Raw genomic sequence first — 21,148 nt, forward strand, 5'->3', positions numbered from 1 at the left:
AAAAATCGAAATTGATGCAAACGAAAGGGCAGCTATTGGAAAGCGTAATGCTGCTTTTTCGTTTGCACCATCTTCGATTCTTTCCTTAACGATTTGTCGAGCTCTTTGGTGATCCAGTTACAAATGAGAGGGGCTGGGATACAAAACCATTAGAGGAAGCGTGTTATTCGATAGTTGACTGTCCTCATTCGACGCCTTCTTACACTACAGATGATACGGGATTTATGTGTATTCGTACATCAATTGTTAAGAAAAATCAAATTCTTTGGGATGAAATTGAGTATATTCCGGAAGAAGAATATGTAAAACGTATCCAGCGTAAGAAACCAGAAAAAGGCGATGTGATTTATACAAGAGAAGGTGCAATCTTAGGTATTGCAGCAGTAATTGATCGAGACTGTGATGTTGCGCTTGGACAACGCTCGATGCTTCTATCACCAGATCAGAAACAGTGTATGCCTGAATTCTTAAGTATGGCAATGAATTGCGATTCATTTTTGAATAACGCACTGAAAGGGATGAGTGGTTCAGCTTCTCCACATATAAATGTTGGTGATATAAGAGTATTTAACATGATAATGCCACCAATTGAATTGCAGAAACAGTTTTCAGAGTTTACAAGTCAAGTCGACAAATCAAAAGTTGCAGTGCAGAAGTCGCTGGATGAAACTCAGAAATTATTTGATAGTCTGATGCAGGAATATTTTGGATAAAGACATGAATATATTATTGTTTGGTGTATCAAATGTAGGAAAAACCACAATTGGAAGAATAATGGCAGAGAAGCTTGGCTATAGTTTTTATGATATCGATGATGAAATTAAGAGCTTTTATGGGTATAGAAATATTGATGCTTTTATAAAAGCTAATCCCTATGCAGCAGAAAGAGATCAGAAGAGAGGATATATTATTGAGCAGCTCATAAAGAAGGATGATAACAAAGTTATGGCTGTGCCACCAATATACTACACGAGGTATTACACCACATATCTGAAGAAGGCTTCATCTGAAGTGGTTTGTGTGGAAATACAAGATACACCTGAAAATATCTTTGACAGATTGATATTCACTGATGAAAATGATGAGCCATATCATGATGATGAATATAAGAACGCTCGGAAGAGTAAATATATCAAGGCTATAAAAGAGGATATAAGATACTTTAAACCGGCTTTTTCAAAGATAGAGCATCAAGTAAATATAGCAGGCTTGAATGCAGATAAGGCTGCAGCACAAATAATAAGTGAATTAAATCTATCAGAAAATAAATAATTGCAGTAAGGTTACAGTTGATAATGTGAGGCGCAATATCTCGAGCTTTTTTCTCATGGCTGGAAGAGGAAAACTATATACTTAAAAGCCCCATGAGGAGAATACATAAGATAAAAATGAATCAGCAGGTTAAGAAAGTAATATCTGACGAAGATACCTATTCCGGCACTGTAAAAGGAAGCAATGGGAGAATCTTATATGGAATATATTTTAAAACTATTTGATGTAGAGCTTATTAAATTTAAAATTATTGAGAACTTAGCTGATCCGGTGTTGCAGATCACATGGATAAATGAAGAAAAAAAGCATCTTCTTCCTTTAGGTATGGAGCTAAGTGACAAAGGGCTTGCTTCTTGGATGAAAAACAGAACTATCCCGAAAAATCGAGCCTATGTTAATGCTTTTCTTGCGAAGTGTGGTCTTAATGCCAACAGACCTATGGATGTTATCTCGGTTTGCAGGGGTTTATCATTAAATGATTCATACTGGGTAGTGGAAGAAGGATTTGAAGGTACATTTGGAGATAATAATCTCTATGAGAATAATTTCAGCCGTGTGCTTGCCATGATTGCTTTTACCGGATATGGGAGTAGTGCCAGATCATCTCTGGCGTCGTCTCCAGAGTTTACGACAAATGGCATGCTCCCCAAATGCTGGAGAAGAATTAATGGAAAGGTTTATCTTTATAAGGGTGCTACATCGGGGGCATCCAATACTGGAAATGAGCCGTATTCGGAACTATATGCATATGAGATAGGGACTGCTTTGGGCATGAATGTTTCTACGTACAAGATTTCAAAATGGAAGAAACAATTGTGCTCCGCATGCGAATTGTTTACGAGTAAAGATGTAGCATTTGTCCCAATTGGTCGAATCATAAAAACCGGTGGAATGAAGGCGGTACGAGAGTATTATGAGAATCTTGGATCTAAATATGTAGATGCTCTTAATGATATGATAGTGTTAGATGCAGTGATCTACAATACTGACAGGCACTTTGGCAATTTCGGAGTGCTTGTTGATAGTAAAACAAATAAGATAATAGCTCCGGCACCACTGTTTGACCATGGAAATTCCCTGTTTAATCTAGCAGGAGAAGAAAACTGGGCAGATGAGAAACTACTTAAGGAATATGCCGGTACATTGCTTCCCAGTGTATATGAAGATTATATAGAGGAAGCAAAAAAGATAATGGACAGCAGATTAAAAGAAAAATTGAGAAAGATGTTAACATATAACCTACAAAAAGTAGGTGCATATAATTATTCATCGGATAGATTAAAACTAATCAGTAAAATGGTACAGGAAAGAGTACATGAGATTCTGAACTGAAAGGAGGCATAGGGCATGACCGCTCGAAAGCCTACAGCTTTTTCGCTGTGTGGCTGTCGCCACACAGCCCGCTGATCCGATTAAAGCAGTCCATTGCAAGCAAGCTTGCATGTCCTGCTTTAACCGTCTCCGCGGCCATGCGTTTTTCGTAGCTATGACAAATTTCGATTATTTGAAAAAGGAGCCGAAGTTTAACACATTTTCCGATGTGGCGATTGCGGCTGAGAAAATATTATATATAGATCCTACCTCCTGCATCATCAACTGCCGCAGGGCGATGGAGTTTGCAATAAAGTGGATGTATTCGGTCGATGCTTCTCTATCTATGCCTTATCAGGATAATCTGATAAGCCTTATGAGCACAGAGGAATTCAGAGATATCATCGATGAAGACCTCATGAAGCGTATGGATTTCATCCGTAAGATGGGTAACAATGCTGCTCATTCCGGCAAGAAGATCACAGAAGACCAGGCGATACTCTGCCTTGAGAACCTTCAGATTTTCTTTGACTTTGTGTGTTACTGTTATGCCGATGAATACGAAGAACATAACTTTGACAAGTCTTTACTTACAAAGGGCGAAACCGAACAAGTTACAAAGGATTTCCCTGACGTTGATGTTGAAAAACTAATTGCTGAGAATTCCGCATTAAAGAAAGAGCTGACATCTCGTCGTGAAGAACAGGCAGAGACTTATGTTCCGAAGCCGCTTGATCTATCGGAGTACAAAACACGAAAGATTTATATTGATGCCATGCTTATGGATGCCGGTTGGAAAGAAGGTTCCGACTGGATCAATGAAGTAGAACTTCCGGGGATGCCTAATAAATCCGAAGTCGGCTATGCGGACTATGTCCTTTATGATAATTCACATAAGCCACTTGCCGTTGTTGAAGCAAAGAGAACCTGCGTTGACGTATCTAAGGGACGCCAGCAGGCAAAGCTTTATGCAGATCTTTTGGAAAAACAATACAAGAGAAGACCGTGCGTTTTCTTAACCAATGGTTTTGAAACAAGAATTATTGATGGACAGTATCCGGAGAGAAAAGTTGCCTGCATATACTCCAAGGCAGACCTTGAAAAGATGTTCAATCTCAGAAGAATGCGGACATCCCTTGATCATATAAATGTAGATAAGAAGATTGCCGGTCGTTATTACCAGGAGGCTGCTATAAAGACAGTATGCGACAGCTTTGATAAGAAGAACCGCCGTAAAGCGCTTCTTGTCATGGCAACAGGGTCCGGTAAGACAAGAACCGTAATAGAGTTATGTCATGTACTTCTTGATGCGGGTTGGATTAAAAATATCCTTTTCCTTGCTGACAGGACATCGCTTGTAACTCAGGCAAAGAGGGCGTTTGTAAACAACTATTCATCCCTTTCGGTGACAAACCTTTGCGAAGAGAAGGATAACTATAATGCTCACTGCGTTTTCTCTACGTATCAGACTATGATGAACTGCATTGATTCTGTAAAGGTTGAGGATCAAAAACTGTTTACCAGTGGCCATTTTGACCTTGTAATATGCGATGAAGCGCACAGGTCTATTTATAACAAATACAGAGACATCTTTACATACTTTGATGCTTCACTGGTAGGTCTTACAGCTACACCTAAGGATGATATCGATAAGAATACTTATGAAATATTCGAATTGGAGCCCGGAGTTCCTACATACGGTTACGAGCTCGGTCAGGCTGTAACCGACGGATATCTTGTTGATTTCCTGTCTGTAGAAACTAAGCTTAAGTTTATAGAACAGGGAATCGTTTATGCGGATCTTTCCGATGAAGATAAAGCTATTTATGAGAGTACATTTGAGATGGAAGACGGAGATGTTCCGGAAGCTATCAGTTCATCCGCGCTCAATTCATGGATATTCAATGAAGATACCATCCGTCAGGTACTGCACACTGTTATGACAGAGGGTATCAAGATAGATTATGGTCAGAAGCTTGGTAAGACTATCATCTTTGCTAAAAACCATGATCATGCGGAAAAGATTCTTGATATCTTTAATAAAGACTACCCGCATCTTAACGGATTTGCACAGGTAATCGACAATAGGATCAACTATGCCCAGACTCTTATTGATGAGTTCTCTGAGCCTAATAAGCTGCCTCAGATTGCGATATCCGTTGATATGATGGATACCGGTATCGATGTACCGGAGGTATTGAACCTTGTCTTCTTTAAGAAGGTAATGAGCTATGCCAAGTTTTGGCAGATGATCGGACGCGGTACCAGACTATGTCCGGGACTTATTGATGGAGAAGACAAGAGCAAGTTTTACATTTTTGATTTCTGCGGTAACTTTGAGTTCTTCCGCATGAGCAAGGGAAAACCTACTGCTAATATGATTGCGCTTCAGGGGGCAATTTTTAACTTGCAGTTCGAAATTACATATAAGCTACAGGATCTGGAATATCAGGTGGACAGGCTTATAGCATATCGCAATGCTCTGGTAGAGATGATGACCGGTAAGGTGCAGGAACTTCCACGTGAGAATTTTGCGGTTAGGCAGCACCTGAAGTATGTTGACTTGTATTCAAACGAGGCTAATTATCAGACGCTGACATATGAAGATACATTGATAGTACGTGAAGAACTTGCGCCTCTGATTCTTCCGAACGATGACAAAGCAAGTGCGGTACGTTTCGATGCACTTATGTATGGGATAGAGCTTGCATACCTTGTGGGCAAGAAATACGGAAAAGCTCGAAGCGATTTGTTTAAGCGTGTCAGGGGTATCGCCAGCGTTGCAAACATACCGGAAATAAAGGTACAGGCAGAACTTATCGATAAGATACTTTATACGGATTACATCGATAACTGCGGCATTAATGAGTTTGAGGAAATCAGAGAAAAACTTCGTAATCTTATGAAGTATATTCCTCATACCAAGCTTCGTTATGATACAAACTTTGAGGATGATATCCTTGATGTTTCCTGGAATGAGTCGGAGCTCGAGCATGATGATTTGAAAAATTACAAGGCAAAAGCTGAGTACTACATCCGTGAACATCAGGATAACGAGGCAATTAAACAACTTAAGTCCAACATTCCTTTGTCGCACGACGATATAGAGGCATTGGAAAAAGTTCTTTGGTCTGAGCTCGGCACAAAGGAAGAATATGAGCAGGAGTATGGCTCTAAGCCTTTGGGTGAACTTGTACGCGAGATTGTCGGTCTTGACATGAATGCGGCTAAGGCTACTTTTTCAGAGTATTTGGATTGCGCCAACCTTGATAGCAGGCAGATATACTTTGTTAACCAGATAGTTGAGTATATCGTACATAACGGTATGATGAAGGATCTGTCCGTGCTTCAAGAATCTCCGTTTACGGATCAGGGAAGCGTAGTTGAGATTTTTACAGATCTTAATGTTTGGATGGGAATCCGGAAAGTTATTGAAAGCATAAATGATAACGCGATAGCGGCGTAAAACAAAGTGGTGAATTGGGAGGGAGTAAACTTGATTACTGAAGATATATTAGACTGGGTAGCCACATTACCCAAGTGGCAGCAAAAGCTTAGCTATGCTCTTGTAGAAAAAAAGAAAGTAACTGAAAATAAAATGGAAGGATTGCAATGAATGAAAAACAGTACTTATCGAGAATAAGTCAACTTGAAAATGAAATTGAATATTTGCACGGACTTCTCGATAATGCTGGGATTTCATACAAGCGGGAGGCAAAGGATTTAGATGATTTGTCACCAGACAGGAATCTTGCTTTTGAAGAGGATCAAGGAGCTCGTATTCTTCCGGTTACTATTACCAAGCAGCATATCCAGTATTACTATCATTTGTTCAAGGGTAGGAATGATGTATATAGCAAACGTTCCGGAAAGGCTAACAAGAAAACCGGAAAACATGGATACTATACGCAATGCTGGAATTTCTGGAAAGATGGAATATGCCCAAAAAAGAATAATCCGCAGGCGGGTTGTGGAGAATGTCAGAACCAGAGGTATAAAGAATTGACTGGTCAAGTGCTGTACGAGCATTTAATGGGCGCTAGGGAAGATGCCTCGGATGTAATAGGATTATATCCGATGTTTCCTGATGAAACAGTCAATTTTCTTGTATTTGATTTTGATTGTCATGACGACAAAATCGGTGGAGATGATGGAGCAAACCTTGATTCGGAGTGGATGGCAGAGGTTAATGCTTTCAGGAAGATCTGTGAAAACAATGATGTTCCGGTTTTGGTTGAACGTTCACGGTCCGGAAAAGGAGCTCATATTTGGATGTTCTTCGAAAAGCCGATACTTGCCGTTACAGCAAGAAAATTCGGGACTGCTCTTTTAACTAAAGGCGCTGAGTCTGTAAATATGAGAAGCTTCAAGTATTATGACAGAATGCTTCCGGCTCAGGATCATATACCGATTAATACAAAAACAGGCAAGCCGGGACTCGGTAATCTTGTAGCACTGCCATTACAAGGACAGGCTTTGAAGTATGGAAATAGCGCTTTTATTGATGAAAACTGGAATGCATACCCCAATCAATGGGATTGTTTAAAAGAGGTGAAAAAACTTTCTTCCGAAACCGTAGAAGAAAGAATAAAAGAATGGTCAGCAGAAGGGATCCTTGGTGTTCTTAGCAATGAGTTTGAAGCGAATTCTGAGTCTTCGAACGATACTAAGCCTTGGGACAAAGCTAAACATCCTTTGCATAAAGAAGACGTTTCGTCTGCTGTTGAGATTGTAATTGCTGACAAGGTTTACATCAATACAAAGAACATGAAACCACGAATGCAAAATGCATTGCGGCGCATGGCAGCTTTTAGCAATCCGGATTTTTATAAGAAGGCTGCAATGGGATTATCAACAAAAGGTATACCGCGAATAGTTTTCTGCGGTTACGATGAATCAGGTTATATTTGTATTCCTCGCGCTTTGCTTGATTCTGTTGTTGATAGATTCAATGAGGTGGATATTCCTTTTTCGCTGACTGATAATAGGTGCACCGGCACACCTTTGGATGTTTCTTTCAATGGAACACTATATGAAGAGCAGATGAGGGGTGCATCGACTATTCTGGAACATGATAATGGTATTCTCGCTGCAACTACTTCTTTTGGCAAGACGGTTGTAGGCGCATATATGATAGCGCAAAGAAAAACTAATACCCTTATTCTGGTACATAATACAGAAATTCAAAAAAACTGGATAGAGGATTTAACTAAGTTCTTGGATATAAATGCTGAGCTGCCGGAATATAAGACCAAAACAGGAAAGGTAAAGAAGAGAAAAAGCATAATTGGAAAGCTATATGCCGGACATAATTCCATGACGGGGATTATTGATGTGGCTATATTCTCATCTCTGGGTAAGGGAGATGATATCAATCCGATTATTGAACAGTATGGAATGGTGATTATGGACGAATGTCACCATGGGGCGGCACAAACTGTCGAGGATGTTATAGGATTGGCAAAAGCAAAGTATGTTTATGGATTGACCGCAACGCCTAAGAGGGAAGATGGACTCGAAAAGAAAGTATTTATGCAGTTTGGTCCGATTAGATTCCGTTATACTGCTAAAGAAAGAGCTGAAAAACAGGGTATTGATCATTTTGTTTATCCGAGATTTACAAGGCTTGTTAGTGCATCTGATCTTAAAGTTACCGAAGCAAACAGAGCGGTTATTGAATGCGATTCCAGAAATGAGCAGATTATCATAGATGTTGAGAACTGCGTTCAAAATGGAAGAACCCCGCTTGTTTTGACAAAGTATAAGGAACATGCGGAGCTTCTATTTCAAAGACTGCAAGGGAAAGCGGACCATATTTATCTTCTTCAGGGCGGAGGCAGTAGAAAAGCCAAGGATGAAATGAGATTGCAAATGCGGTCGGTTCCGGATGAGGAGTCAGTCATCCTGGTAGCGATAGATAAGTATATTGGTGAAGGATTCAATTATCCGAGGCTTGATACAATGATGCTTACAATGCCTGCGGCAGCTGAAGGGAATATCGAGCAGTTTGCCGGGCGCCTCCATCGAGACTATGAAACTAAGACAGAAGTTATCATTTACGACTATGTAGATTCTCATATTCGTGTCCTTGAAAAAATGTATCATAAACGCCTTAGAACATATAAGAAGATAGGATACAAAATATGCAATAATGTTATTTCCGAAAAGCAAAATGCAAATGCAATCTTTGGTATAGATACATATGAAAAAGTGTATGAGAGAGATTTACTGGAGGCGAATAAAGAGGTCATTATTTCCAGCCCGGGATTAAATCAGGCTAAGGTAAATGCATTTGTAAGGCTTATAATGCAAAGACAAGAAAATGGGGTGAAGATTACTGTTGTTACACTTAATCCCGAAGGCTATCCGGAAGAAAAGATTGAAGATACAAAGGCTCTTGTACAGGTATTAGTAAACTGTGGCATAAAGGTTAGACTCCAGGATCATATGCATGAACATTTTGCCATCATTGACGATGAAATAGTATGGTACGGAAGCATGAATTTACTTTCGAGGGCAAAGATTGATGATAATCTGATGCGTGTTAAGAGCAAAGATGCAGCTCAGGAATTATTGGAAATGACCTTTGGTTAATGGATGCGAGGTGATATAATCCTTTTAGGTACACTTTGGGTACAGTAGCATTTGATCGGTATGAATATATTGAAAAGCGTGTCAAATGATACATATAAGAAGTGCGAAAAGAACAGGAAAAAACGGTTAGAAATTTCCTTGTAAATGAGCTGGAATAGTACATTTGTGTTATCCCATTCATCCGGTACAGATAATGATAATAGATTGCAGGTGATCCTTGTGGTTGCCTGCAGTTTTATTTTGGGAAAATATTGTTGTACCCAATGAGAGAAATATATACGTTGACGACGTATATGAGTTGGTTTATACTTTATTAAAGTATAAAAATGTTTTTGGAGATGAAAGTATGGATATATCAGTAAAAATAAAGGAGTTACGAAAGAAAACGGGATTATCACAAAGTAAGTTTTCCGCTAAATTTGGAATTCCCGTAAGAACTCTTCAGCAGTGGGAACAGGGAATAAGCGCCCCTCCGGAATATTTGATCAGAATGATGGAATATATTATGCTGCTTGAGGAAAATGGGCAAAAACAAGACGAAGAACCGATAAGGGGGAAACGTGCAGATGGCAAATGATAAAGTTCAGTTATTTGAAGACCAGCCGATTAGGACGGCATGGGTTGAAGATGAGGAAGAATGGTATTTTTCGGTTGTGGATGTAGTTGGTATAATGACTGAACAACCTGATATCGATGGTGCAAGGAATTATTGGAAAGTATTGAAAAATAGACTTAAAGAAGAGGGGAGTCAGTTGGTTACAAATTGTAACCAACTGAAAATGAGATCGCCGAAGGATGGCAAAAGATATAATACCGATGTAGCAAACACCGAACAATTGCTTCGCTTGATCCAATCTATTCCTTCGAAAAAAGCTGAGCCATTCAAGCTGTGGCTTGCTCAGGTTGGTCGCGAGCGAATTTAAGAAGTAATAGATCCTGAGCTGACTATAGAACGCGCTTTGGAAACCTATGCTAAAAAGGGCTATTCGCGAGAATGGATAAATCAGCGCCTGCAGGCAATTGTTTAAACATTTTTTCGTCTTTGCTCAGAAGGTATTATGGAGAAAAAGTCATTATCCTGATTGATGAATACGATACTCCGATGCAGGAGGCATATGTAAATGGATACTGGGATGAAATCACCGGATTCATGCGGAATATGTTTAATGCAACATTAAAAACAAATACAAAAGAAGTTAAGTTACATCAAAAACACCGGACAAACATCCGGACACAAAAGATGACAGTTGGATATCCAGGTTAGTGCCTATTGCACTACCTGGATATTTTTCGATTCAAATTCCAAAGGAGACATATCATGAACATAGGTAGTATATCGTGATGTTGCCGGTATTAGTGTTCTTATGAGGTTTTATATGAGCGGCCTTTGGTTGTATGGCATTTTTCACATCTTTAGTTTCAGCTGCTTTATGACTGACCGGAGATATGCTTCAGTCAGAGTTTCGTCATCAAAAAGCTCCGGCGCGAACTGAGTGTAAGCGAGTTTGTCCTTATACTCCCTGTAAAGAACAGGAGAAAAGACAGGCTCCGGTTCCGGAAGAAACAACCCGGATACTCTTTGGTAACAGGTTTTGGCAGTGGCTTTCTTTCTGTGGCTCCGGTCTACGAACTCAGCCAAAGATCTGTGTATGGCCCTGTCTTCCATGGGGAGAAAATAGTAGTCTGTGTGATTCGGGTAGAAGAATTTCAGTTCACCCTCATAGAGGTCGGCACAGAGGTTAAGATCCGTATCGGACAGGTTCATGAACCAGTTATCAAGTTTTATATCAAGGGGCACAGGAACAGTTACGGAGGTCTCATAGGTGAGACTCAGAACCTTCCTTTTCTCAGTCGGGTGCTCTACGATTTCCTGTGAATGCAGCGAAAAACTCCCGGTAAGGGCGTAAAGATAGTTTAGTATAGGCAGGATATGCGGCATGTTTTCGATGTCTTCGAAGTTGTGTAACAGGAGACATTCAAGTTTATCCTGAGAGTGGTCCTCCTGCCACTGGAAATAGACATTTATAAGATCGCCGCCGGAAAAACGGTCTTCACGGTATATTCCCAGAAATTTTTCACAGGTCTTAAGCTTCATATTCTCAAGTCCCAGCAGCTTCTTCAAAGGACGGATTTTTTTCAAAATGTCAAAGCTCTCAACATTATCAAAAGAGTAAGGAAGCCCGTATTGTTCCGCCATATGTGTGAGAAAAGGGATATCAAAGCCGTCTCCGTTAAAGGAGATCAGCACTTTTTTTGAAGACAGAAGTGTGAAAAAGTTTTCGAGCACTGTGATTTCGTCGCTGACATCCTCGCAGAAATACTGGATAAGCTTCCAGCTCTCATCATAGGTAAGGAGACCAATGAGATAAAGCCCTGATTTCCATGAAGAAAGTCCGGTGGTTTCAATGTCAAAGAACATGATATCCTCCGCCGGAGCGATCAGTGACAAGTCAAATTCAGTTGTAAGTTCAATTGGTTTTTCTATTCGAAGCAAAGTAATCCCTTCTTTCGGCAAAACAATTCGTCCTAGACATAAGTAGTCTGAATCCGGTGAACACCAATCTCCAAAATAGTGTTCGAATGTAATGTTACTGTTAAGTGAACTATTTCCTGACCGATAGACCGAGTCTAACACAGGATTAAACATTGGTCAAAAGGAGATATGGCATTTAGCAAACATTTGTGCTATCATACTGTATAAGTCCAGTATCAGACGGCTGACGTCGTGAAATAAATCTGACAGACAGAACAGATGGTCTGATTTGACGACATATATCGAGAAGCAGCGTGTTGGCGCGGATTCAAGGTACATGTCGATATTGCAATAGCTTCAGAGAAGCAATGTGTGGGACGAATATTCGTGTATTTGTGGAGACATATATGATCAGTTTTATACATGGAGAATTGGCGGAGATCCAGGAAGGAATGATAGTTGTTGAGGCATCCGGAGTAGGATACGGAATCAGGGTGCCGGCCACAGTTATAGGAGCCCTTCCTTCCATAGGAGAAGAAGTTAAGATATATACATATTTTTCAGTAACCCAGAATGGTGTGGAGCTTTGCGGATTCCTGACACCGGAGGACAGGGAGATGTTTACAATGCTTCTGACAGTCAGCGGTGTGGGCCCCAAGGGAGCCCTTGGCATCCTCAGTGCCATGTCGCCGGATGACCTTAGGATGGCTATAGTTACCGGAGACAGCAAGGCTATCTCAAGAGCACCGGGAGTAGGAAGTAAAACCGCCCAGAGGATAGTTCTGGATCTCAAGGATAAGCTGGATGCCTCAGAGGTTTTCAATACAGCTTTGGATCATGGTTCTTCAGGCAGCGGACAGGCATTTACCGGAGCGGCCATGGCGCACAGTGCACAAAGGGAAGCCGTGGAAGCACTTGTTGCTCTGGGATACTCTGAGACCGAGGCGAGTCGTGCGGTGAAGAAGGTTGAGATAAGCGGAGATATGACAGTGGATCAGATACTGAAGCTGGCGCTGAAGAATCTCAGTTTTCTATAAATTTGAAGGAAGTTAATTTAGATGGAACGTCGAATTATAAATACAGATGAAACAGTAGAAGACAGACAGCTGGAGCCGAAGATCAGACCCCAGAAGCTGGATGATTACATAGGTCAGTCAAAGCTTAAGGAGATGATGAAGGTATACATCACGGCAGCGAAGAACCGCGGAGAGTCACTGGACCATTGCCTTTTTTACGGACCTCCCGGACTTGGAAAAACTACCATTTCCAACATTATAGCCAATGAACTCGGGGTTAACATAAAGGTGACCTCCGGTCCTGCCATCGAAAAACCTGGTGAAATAGCCGCTATTTTGAATGGGCTTTCTGAAGGGGATGTGCTGTTTGTGGATGAGATACACAGACTTAACCGTCAGGTGGAGGAAGTACTTTATCCTGCCATGGAGGATTTTGCCATAGACATCATGTTGGGCAAGGATGCCACGGCGAGATCCATAAGACTTGACCTTCCGCACTTTACCCTTATCGGTGCAACCACAAGAGCAGGACTTCTGTCAGCGCCTCTCCGTGACCGTTTCGGCATCATCTCAAAGCTTGAGTTTTACAATAAAGATGAGCTCAAAAAAATCGTGCTGCGTTCAGCAAATGTTCTTAATGTTGAGATAGATGATGAGGGTGCCGAGCGTATAGCGCTGAGATCCAGAGGAACGCCGCGACTTGCCAACAGACTTTTAAAGAGAGTGAGAGACTTTGCAGATGTGAAGTACGGCGGAAAGATTACAAAGGAAGCTGCGGACATGGCACTGGATATACTGGACGTGGATAAGCTTGGTCTTGACCAGAACGACAGAACCTATCTTCTGACAATCATGGAAAAGTTTAACGGCGGACCTGTTGGTGTGGAGACCCTTGCGGCTGCTCTGGGCGAGGACAGCGGAACCATTGAGGACGTTTATGAGCCGTATCTTCTCATGAATGGTCTTATAAACAGAACTCCACGAGGCCGTGTTGCCACTGCCAATGCTTACAGGCATCTTGGACTGCCTCATCAGGAGACGCTTGATCTGTAAGATCGCCTTGCATTTTCTTTATTAAAACAGCATTTCCTCATATATCTCTGTTTTATTGGGCTTGTAATGTGGTACAATATACATGTATTCCGAGGTCGGGTGTGGCTTTCTACATTTGACAAAACCATCGGAGTGTAGTAATATTCGGTGTATTTTTCATATACCTATTATAGAAAGAACAGAGAGTAAATCCATGGCAGAAAAAAATACAGTAGAAGTCGTTATCGATGGAAAGATATATCAGCTTTCAGGCAATGCAACAGAAGGATACATGCATGAAGTGGCAAGCTATCTCAATCAGAAGGTTCTTGATTTTAAAAAAATGGTTGCCAATTACAACAAGCTGGATGACAACTTAAAAGCATTACTTTTGGAAATTAATATATGTGACGATCTTTTCCACGAGCAGGATAAGACCAGAAAATTTGAAAGAGAAAAAGACGAAGCTGAGCGCGAGTGCTACAGTTTGAAGCATGATCTGGTAAATTATCAGATGAAGCTTGAGAATAATATAAAGGAACTTGCAGATACTCAGAAGCGTCTTGCGGAGCTTGAAGCAAAGCTTGCTGCCAGAGATGCGAGAGATAATGCTCTTACAGAGGATGAGAAGGTTACTTCCATCACAACAGGGGCAAGAAAAAAGAATTAATTATTAAATATGAAAATAATAAGAGATAAACGTGTAGAGCTGCTAGCACCGGCCGGTTCATTTAAATCGGTGGTGGCGGCGGTTAATGCAGGCGCCGATGCCATTTACATGGGCGGCAGGAAATTTGGCGCAAGAGCCTACGCGGATTCAGCAACAACCGAGGAGGAAGATATGGTAATGGAGGCCATCCGTTACTGTCATCTCTTCTCGGTAAAACTTTATATGACGGTAAACATACTCTTTAAGGATCATGAACTTAAAGAGCTTTTTTCATACTTAAAACCTTATTATGAAGCCGGAGTTGATGGGCTCATAATGCAGGATCTGGGTGCCGTTAAGAAGGTACATGAAATGTTTCCGGGTCTTGAAGTTCATGCCAGCACCCAGGAAACAATATCAAGTGTAGCAGGAGCCCGCATGGCGCAGAAATTCGGCATGACAAGAGCTGTGGTGAGCCGTGAATTAAGCCTCGGAGAGATAAAAAAGATTCATGATGAAACCGGAATGGAGCTTGAGGTTTTCTGCCATGGAGCCATGTGTTACAGCTTCTCAGGAGCTTGTTTTATGTCTTCTCTTCTTGGCGGAAGATCCGGGAACAGAGGTCGCTGCGCAGGGACCTGCCGTTTGTGTTACGAAAGCATCAGCCGCGGAGAGACTGCCGACGGGGCGAAAACATTGGCAAACCCGAAAAATGGAAAGACATCGGGAGAACTTCGGAAAAAGGGATATCTTCTCAGCATGAAAGACATGCAGACCATAGACCTTTTGCCTGACCTTATTAAGTCCGGGGCTTACAGCTTCAAGATTGAAGGACGTATGAAATCGCCGGTATATACGGCGGGGGTAGTCAGTGTCTACAGAAAGTATCTGGATCTGGCCATGAAATATCTGGATGGAGAGATAGAGTCTTACAGTGTGGATCCCGAAGACAAGAAGATACTCAGTGAGGTTTTCGACAGAGGCGGCACCACCAGCTATCTCAATAAGCATAACGGTGCGGATATGATTGCCATAGAGGAGAAGAAATTCCGTGAAATTGATAAAGCGGTTCTCGGTTACATCGAGAGTGAGTTTATAGACAAAAACCGCACGATACCTCTGGAAGCAGATATAGTAATGGAAACAGGAGGACCGGTGGTACTCACTCTGACAGATCAGGGTGGCAGGATGGTGACTGTGGTGTCTCAGGATAATGTTTCGGCAGCGGAAAAACGTCCCATGGTGGCGACAGATGTTGAAGAGAAGCTGCGAAAAACCGGCGGAACAGCGTTCAGATTTACGGACGTAAGGGTCAATATCAGTCCTGATGCGTTTTATCCGGTGGGAAAGCTTAATCAGTTAAGAAGAGAAGCACTGGAAAGGTACGAAGAGGAGATTTTAAGTGGTTCGAAGAGACAACTCGCGGAATGATAAAAAGAATACCGGGAAAAAGGGGTTATCTGCAGAAGCCTGGCACATGCCGGTCAGTGCCTCCGTTGAAACAGAGGCACAGCTTAAGGCTGTGATGGATATAAAAGCTGTCAGTAGAATTTATGTTGACGAAGCCTGCTTTGGGATTCCGGAGATAACCTCAGATAAAAAGGAATCAGGATCTAAGGCTGCAAACGAGAAGCGTGAGGCAGAAGCATTCGCGGCAATATTCAGAAGTATCAGGGCTTCCGGAAAAGAGTGCGGACTGAGGCTCAGACGCATTGAGAGGGAGACAGACCCTTTCCTTAATTCACGGGAACTTCTTGATAACTTAGTAAAACTTGGGGCAGTTCCTGATGCGGTTCTTATCAGAAGCTTTGATGAAGCAATGCTTCTTTCGGAATCGGATCCTTCAGAAAGCGGTAATAAAGGTTTAAATACTATAAAGAAGATTTTTGATTATACTTGTTACGGGTACAACACAGAGGCAGTTTCCATGCTTTTGGATCTGGGAGCGGAAGGTCTCACTTATCCCATAGAGCTTACGGGCAGGGAATGCATGGGGCTCAGAAAGGCTCTCAAGGAAAATGAGTCGGATGAGAGACTCAGGACAGTGCCCTATGAGGCGCTGGTTTATGGGCATCTTCCCATGATGGTGAGCGCCAATTGTATACAGAGAACCTCTGACAGATGTGATCACCGTAACAGGATACTTCGTTTGAGAGACCGTATGCAGAAGGATATGCCGGTTAGATGCTACTGCAAGTATTGCTACAACCAGATCTTTAATGCTGAGCCACTGGTTTTATATGACCTTGAGGGAGATATCAGAGCACTTGAACCGGATAGTGTACGGTATGATTTTTCCATAGAGTCAGAAAGCGAAGTACGTAAGATTCTTTCCGGGGTAGTGCCAGGGGCCATGACCAGGGGACATTTCCGTCACGGAATAGAGTGATCCGGTGTTAAGAGGTGTGTTTGCTTTTGATGTGCTTCCTTACAACTCAGGCAAGGGAACCTGCTTTACATACTCGAATTTAGTAGGGATTTAAATGGTAAATTTATATATTACAGCTACAAAATATATCCAGCTGTTTTTGATTGTTCTTTATACATATTGTAATTTCAGGTATCTTACGATACCTGACGAGGATGATGCGAATCCGCTGTGTTACTGGCAGTTTCGCATCATTCTGTTAGTTCATTTTCTGATGAATCTGACAGTATATCTGAAAACCGGAGAGATCAGTGCAGTGATCTTTTATCTGGTTCAGCTTCTGTTTTTCGCACTTTATGTCTTTATATCCACGCATATATACAGAAACATTAACCGCTTACTGCTGAACAATACAGTGTTTTTCATGGCTTATGGCCTCATCATGCTGGAGCGTCTCGACATGGGCAAATCCATAAAACAGTTTGTCATCATGGTGGGAGCGGCAGCATTGACGCTGGTCATACCTTATATCATCGACAAGGTATGGGATCTGGTGAGATGGAGATATGTATTTGCTGCATTGGGAATACTTATGCAGGGAATCGTCCTGATAATCGGTGCAACCAGCTATGGCGCTAAGATGTCTATTTCAATTGCCGGATTCACATTTCAGGCTTCAGAGATTGTAAAGATCACCTTTATTCTGGCAGTTTCGGGAATGCTTAGCTGTGCGGAAAGCTTCAAAGATATCGTATATACCTCCATCGTGGCGGGTTTGCATATGCTGGTTCTTGTATTATGTAAGGATCTTGGGTCTGCTCTCATTTTCTTTGTGGCTTACCTTGTTATCCTTTATATCGCAACCAATAACTGGCTGTATCTCGCCATCGGTAATATCGGCATGGGTCTTGCAGCGGTTTTTTCCTACTTTGCTTTCAGCCATGTACGAACCAGAGTTTTTGCCTGGATCGACCCCTGGGCTGATATCGACAATAAGGGTTATCAGATCACCCAGTCGCTTTTTGCTATAGGTACCGGTGGATTTGCGGGACTTGGACTTTACCAGGGACTTCCAAATAAGATTCCAATCGTTGAAAAGGACTTCATCATTTCCGCTATTTCTGAGGAAATGGGGGCAATAACGGCTATATGTATTACCCTGGTGTGCCTTGGGTGCTTCATGCAGATGATGGTCATAGCCACATATATGAGGGACAGTTTTTATAAGTACGTGGCTGTCGGGCTTGCTATCGAGTACATAGTGCAGGTGTTCCTTACCATAGGAGGCGCCATAAAGTTTATACCGTCTACAGGAGTTACACTTCCTTTCGTGAGCTACGGAGGATCTTCACTGGTTTCAGCCTTCATCGTTTTTGCAATTATTCAGGCCCTATACATTATCCAGGGCAATGAAGACGAATTCGATGAATATGAGATGGTGGAAGATGAGCCTGATTTTGGAGAGGAAGGCAGTTTTTATAATGAAAATCCGGTGTACGGAAATAATGTCAATGTGGAAGATCTGTGATGGATAATAACAAATCCCGTTCAAGGGAGAAAATTACAAATAAGAATATAGTGGGGTTCATCTATTTCTTTGCGCTGCTGTTTTTTGCCATGATCGGTTACATGGTGTACTTCATAGGCTGGCGTTCGGATGAACTAATGGGTAATGCCTACAACCCCCGAATGGAGGTATTTGATAACCGTTTCGTAAGAGGTGCCATAATATCTTCCGACGGACAGGTTCTGGCACGAACAGAGGTGACGGATACCAGGAAAAATGAAGATGGTTCTGACAACCCTGATGGCAGTTACTCAGAGAAGAGAGAATATCCGCTGGGAAGAGTTTTTGCACAGACGGTGGGTTACTCAACCAAAGGGAAAACGGGTATAGAGTCTCTTGCCAATTTCTACCTCATGGAATCAAACTCCAACCCCGTGATTCAGGTGGCGAATGAGATAACAGAAACCAAAAGTCTTGGAGATAATGTGATCATAACCCTGGATGCGGGACTCCAAAAGGTGGCCTATGAGGCACTGGGTGAGTATAACGGTGCAGTTATAGCCGTGAATCCTAAAACAGGAGAGATACTTGCCATGGCTTCAAAGCCAAGCTTTGATCCAAACACCATAGTGGAGGACTGGGACAGAATAGTTAATGATGAGAACTCCGAGGCGCCACTTCTCAACAGATGCACTCAGGGACTCTATGCTCCGGGTTCAACCTTCAAGATCGTTATGGCTCTTGAGTATATAAGAGAGCATCCCAATGACTACAAAAACTTCTCTTTCAACTGTGACGGTGAGTACAGTGATGATGAGGATAAAGACTATGTGGTGCATTGCTACAGCGGTGAGGAACATGGGAAAGAGAATCTGCACGAAGCATTTGCATACTCCTGCAATTCTGCCTTTGCAAAGATAGGCACCATGGTAAATAAAACGAAGCTTGCCAAAACAGCGGAAGAGCTTTTATTCAACCAGGATCTGCCTATAGCTCTTTCTTCAAAAAAGAGCAGATTTAATGTCACGGAGGACTCCGGTACCTGGACCATGATGCAGACCGCCATCGGGCAGGGTGAGACCATGATGAGTCCCCTTCATGAGGTGATTCTGGCATCAGCTATTGCAAACGGAGGTGTACTTACAGAACCGCAGGTTTTGAAACAAGTCCAGTCCGCTGAAGGAAATGTCATTAAGGTTTTTGAGGAAGGCGAAAAGTTACAGCTTATGACGGAAGAGGAGGCATCGATTCTTGGCTCTTTCATGCGCTCGGTTGTTACTGATGGAACAGCCTCAAAGCTTAGAGATGCGGACTATGCCGCGGCCGGAAAGACCGGCTCCGCAGAGGTAACTAAAAACGGTGAAACTATTACCAATGCCTGGTTCACCGGATTCGCCCCATACGATAACCCCGAGATCGCAGTCTGCGTAGTGGTAGAAGAAGGCGAGACCGGAGGACGCACCGCAGTACCGGTGGCAAAAAAAGTTTTCGACTATTGGATAAACGGAAGATGATGAAATAATCAGAAAGTCTTATGAAAAGAGGGAGATTCTCGTTGATGAGAATCTCCCTCTTTATATATTCTGATCTGTCATGATCAGCCATAGAAAATACGTCCATCCTTATCAAAGTTTGTTTATGACCTGATTATAGGTGAGCGACCGTAAGGCGACAATAGTTTTTGTCTATTCGGTCATTTTTTTATATTTTTCAACTGTCGCTTTGATCCTCTGAGCAGGTTTTGTTAGTTTAGACATTGAACCACCCTTATTCATGGTGTCTATGATAGCCGCTATATATCGCTCCATGTTGATACTGAAATAATATTCCCTGGAAAGCATTTCTTCTTTCTGGTAGATGAGATTAGTGGTGAAGATCCTGTCAAAATCACCATTCTCGTAGGCTTTATCGAACTTTTCAAATCCACGGGAGAAAAGCCCGAATGTAGCAAAAACAAAAATCCTTTTGGCTCCCCGGTCTTTTAGCTGGCGCGCAACATCAAGCATGCTTCCTCCGGAATCAATCATATCATCCACTACGATGACATCCATTCCTTCAACGCTGCCTCCGCAGAAATCATGGGCAATGATGGGATTGGATCCGTTCACGATGGTGGTATAATCACGTCTCTTATAAAACATGCCAATGTTTACACCGAACAGAGAAGCCAGAAACACAACTCTTTCCGTAGCACCTTCATCCGGAGCTATGAACATGAGGTGCTCACCATCTATCTTTAAATCTTCATACTCGGTAAATAGTCCCTGGGTAAACTGAAGGGCAGGGGAAACATTCTCTATTCCTTTTAGTGGTACCACATTCTGCATTCTCGGATCATGAGCATCAAATGTCACAATGTCATGAACCCCCATGGCTTCCAGTTCCTGAAGCATAACCGCACAGTCCAGGGATTCACGCATGGTTTTTCTGTGTTGCCTGCTTTCATACAGGAAAGGCATGATGACAGTTATTCTGGAAGCTTTTCCGTTGCAGGCTGCAATGATACGCTTCAGATCCTGATAATTGTCATCCGGAGACATTCGATTAAGGCTGCTATCCATTTTGTAAGTCAGAGAGTTGTTGCATACATCCACCATGATGTATATATCCTTATCTCTGACAGATTCCTTTATGATTCCCTTTCCTTCTCCGCTGTTAAATCTTGGACATTCACAGGGAATGAGAAAGCTTTTTCCACGCCAGCTTTCCAGTATCTTATCTACCTTCTGACCTGATTTTATCGCTGATTCAAGTGCGATGATTCCAAGCTTATCTGCCATACGTCACCTCCCAGCATCTTTCATGCCGCTGTCTATTTTGTTTTCTGATTTCACGCACAATGCTCTGAGACTTATTTCACAGAGCTGATTCTTATTTTAATTGTATCATCCATATGGTTATTTTCAATGTGATTGATTGCATCGGA

At 42.1% G+C, this 21,148-nt stretch carries 17 protein-coding genes and 1 pseudogene; 16 read left to right on the plus strand and 2 right to left on the minus strand.

The window, feature by feature from the left end; genetic code table 11:
• Positions 1-170: 170 nt before the first annotated feature.
• From T357_RS0116595 to T357_RS22375, 9 genes and pseudogenes are all read left to right on the plus strand, one after another.
• On the plus strand, positions 171-713 hold the full coding sequence (locus tag T357_RS0116595; RefSeq protein WP_155991522.1) for a restriction endonuclease subunit S: 543 nt from the start codon (positions 171-173) through the stop codon (positions 711-713).
• A gap of 4 nt (positions 714-717) precedes the next feature.
• The gene (locus T357_RS0116600; protein WP_031554997.1) at positions 718-1,272 is read left to right on the plus strand and encodes a shikimate kinase; all 555 of its coding nucleotides are present in this window, start codon (positions 718-720) and stop codon (positions 1,270-1,272) included.
• A pseudogene (locus T357_RS22260) lies at positions 1,256-1,424 on the plus strand (integrase); the annotation flags it as partial. The gene T357_RS0116600 and the pseudogene T357_RS22260, both read left to right, overlap by 17 nt.
• Positions 1,425-1,470: 46 nt before the next feature.
• On the plus strand, positions 1,471-2,604 hold the full coding sequence (locus tag T357_RS0116610; protein WP_031555000.1) for a HipA domain-containing protein: 1,134 nt from the start codon (positions 1,471-1,473) through the stop codon (positions 2,602-2,604).
• A 154-nt stretch (positions 2,605-2,758) separates the two neighbouring features.
• On the plus strand, positions 2,759-6,049 hold the full coding sequence (locus tag T357_RS0116615) for a DEAD/DEAH box helicase family protein (protein WP_031555003.1): 3,291 nt from the start codon (positions 2,759-2,761) through the stop codon (positions 6,047-6,049).
• A gap of 146 nt (positions 6,050-6,195) precedes the next feature.
• Complete coding sequence (locus T357_RS0116625) at positions 6,196-9,177, plus strand: TOTE conflict system archaeo-eukaryotic primase domain-containing protein (protein WP_031555005.1); 2,982 nt, start codon at positions 6,196-6,198, stop codon at positions 9,175-9,177.
• A gap of 223 nt (positions 9,178-9,400) precedes the next feature.
• Entirely contained in the window at positions 9,401-9,754 is a 354-nt protein-coding gene (locus tag T357_RS0116630; protein ID WP_049962527.1) for a helix-turn-helix domain-containing protein, read from the plus strand.
• Positions 9,744-10,100, plus strand: coding sequence for a BRO-N domain-containing protein (locus T357_RS19535; protein WP_330373145.1), 357 nt, complete (start codon positions 9,744-9,746; stop codon positions 10,098-10,100). Before T357_RS0116630 ends, T357_RS19535 begins: the two co-directional genes overlap by 11 nt.
• A 71-nt stretch (positions 10,101-10,171) precedes the next feature.
• Positions 10,172-10,441: an AAA family ATPase gene (locus tag T357_RS22375; protein ID WP_081828235.1), complete on the plus strand. Its 270-nt coding sequence runs from the start codon at positions 10,172-10,174 to the stop codon at positions 10,439-10,441.
• 141 nt (positions 10,442-10,582) lie between these two features.
• Here T357_RS22375 and T357_RS0116645 read toward each other — a convergent pair whose 3' ends face one another.
• The gene (locus T357_RS0116645; RefSeq protein ID WP_031555011.1) at positions 10,583-11,671 is read right to left on the minus strand and encodes a ribonuclease H-like domain-containing protein; all 1,089 of its coding nucleotides are present in this window, start codon (positions 11,669-11,671) and stop codon (positions 10,583-10,585) included.
• Positions 11,672-12,057: 386 nt separating this feature from the next.
• Between T357_RS0116645 and ruvA the strand changes: the two genes are divergently transcribed.
• The 7 genes from ruvA to T357_RS0116675 all read left to right on the plus strand — a co-directional run bounded on the left by ruvA (position 12,058) and on the right by T357_RS0116675 (position 19,736).
• On the plus strand, positions 12,058-12,687 hold the full coding sequence (gene ruvA, locus T357_RS0116650) for a Holliday junction branch migration protein RuvA (RefSeq protein WP_031555013.1): 630 nt from the start codon (positions 12,058-12,060) through the stop codon (positions 12,685-12,687).
• Between the two features lie 21 nt (positions 12,688-12,708).
• Positions 12,709-13,719 (plus strand): Holliday junction branch migration DNA helicase RuvB, encoded by a 1,011-nt coding sequence (gene ruvB, locus T357_RS0116655; protein WP_031555015.1) that lies wholly within the window; start codon positions 12,709-12,711, stop codon positions 13,717-13,719.
• A gap of 193 nt (positions 13,720-13,912) precedes the next feature.
• On the plus strand, positions 13,913-14,368 hold the full coding sequence (locus T357_RS0116660) for a cell division protein ZapA (RefSeq protein WP_044917287.1): 456 nt from the start codon (positions 13,913-13,915) through the stop codon (positions 14,366-14,368).
• A 9-nt stretch (positions 14,369-14,377) separates the two neighbouring features.
• Positions 14,378-15,778: a peptidase U32 family protein gene (locus T357_RS21885; protein ID WP_049962529.1), complete on the plus strand. Its 1,401-nt coding sequence runs from the start codon at positions 14,378-14,380 to the stop codon at positions 15,776-15,778.
• The gene (locus T357_RS21890; RefSeq protein WP_049962530.1) at positions 15,750-16,736 is read left to right on the plus strand and encodes a hypothetical protein; all 987 of its coding nucleotides are present in this window, start codon (positions 15,750-15,752) and stop codon (positions 16,734-16,736) included. Before T357_RS21885 ends, T357_RS21890 begins: the two co-directional genes overlap by 29 nt.
• 94 nt (positions 16,737-16,830) lie before the next feature.
• Positions 16,831-18,243, plus strand: a complete 1,413-nt coding sequence (locus tag T357_RS0116670) for an FtsW/RodA/SpoVE family cell cycle protein (RefSeq protein ID WP_044917289.1) — start codon at positions 16,831-16,833, stop codon at positions 18,241-18,243.
• Positions 18,243-19,736, plus strand: coding sequence for a peptidoglycan D,D-transpeptidase FtsI family protein (locus tag T357_RS0116675; RefSeq protein WP_031555021.1), 1,494 nt, complete (start codon positions 18,243-18,245; stop codon positions 19,734-19,736). Before T357_RS0116670 ends, T357_RS0116675 begins: the two co-directional genes overlap by 1 nt.
• A gap of 171 nt (positions 19,737-19,907) precedes the next feature.
• Here the strand turns inward: T357_RS0116675 and T357_RS0116680 are convergent, their stop codons facing one another.
• On the minus strand, positions 19,908-21,002 hold the full coding sequence (locus tag T357_RS0116680) for a ribose-phosphate pyrophosphokinase (RefSeq protein WP_031555023.1): 1,095 nt from the start codon (positions 21,000-21,002) through the stop codon (positions 19,908-19,910).
• Positions 21,003-21,148 lie beyond the last annotated feature (146 nt).

The sequence above is a fragment of the Oribacterium sp. FC2011 genome, from assembly GCF_000701645.1.
Taxonomy (GTDB): Bacteria; Bacillota; Clostridia; order Lachnospirales; family Lachnospiraceae; genus Oribacterium.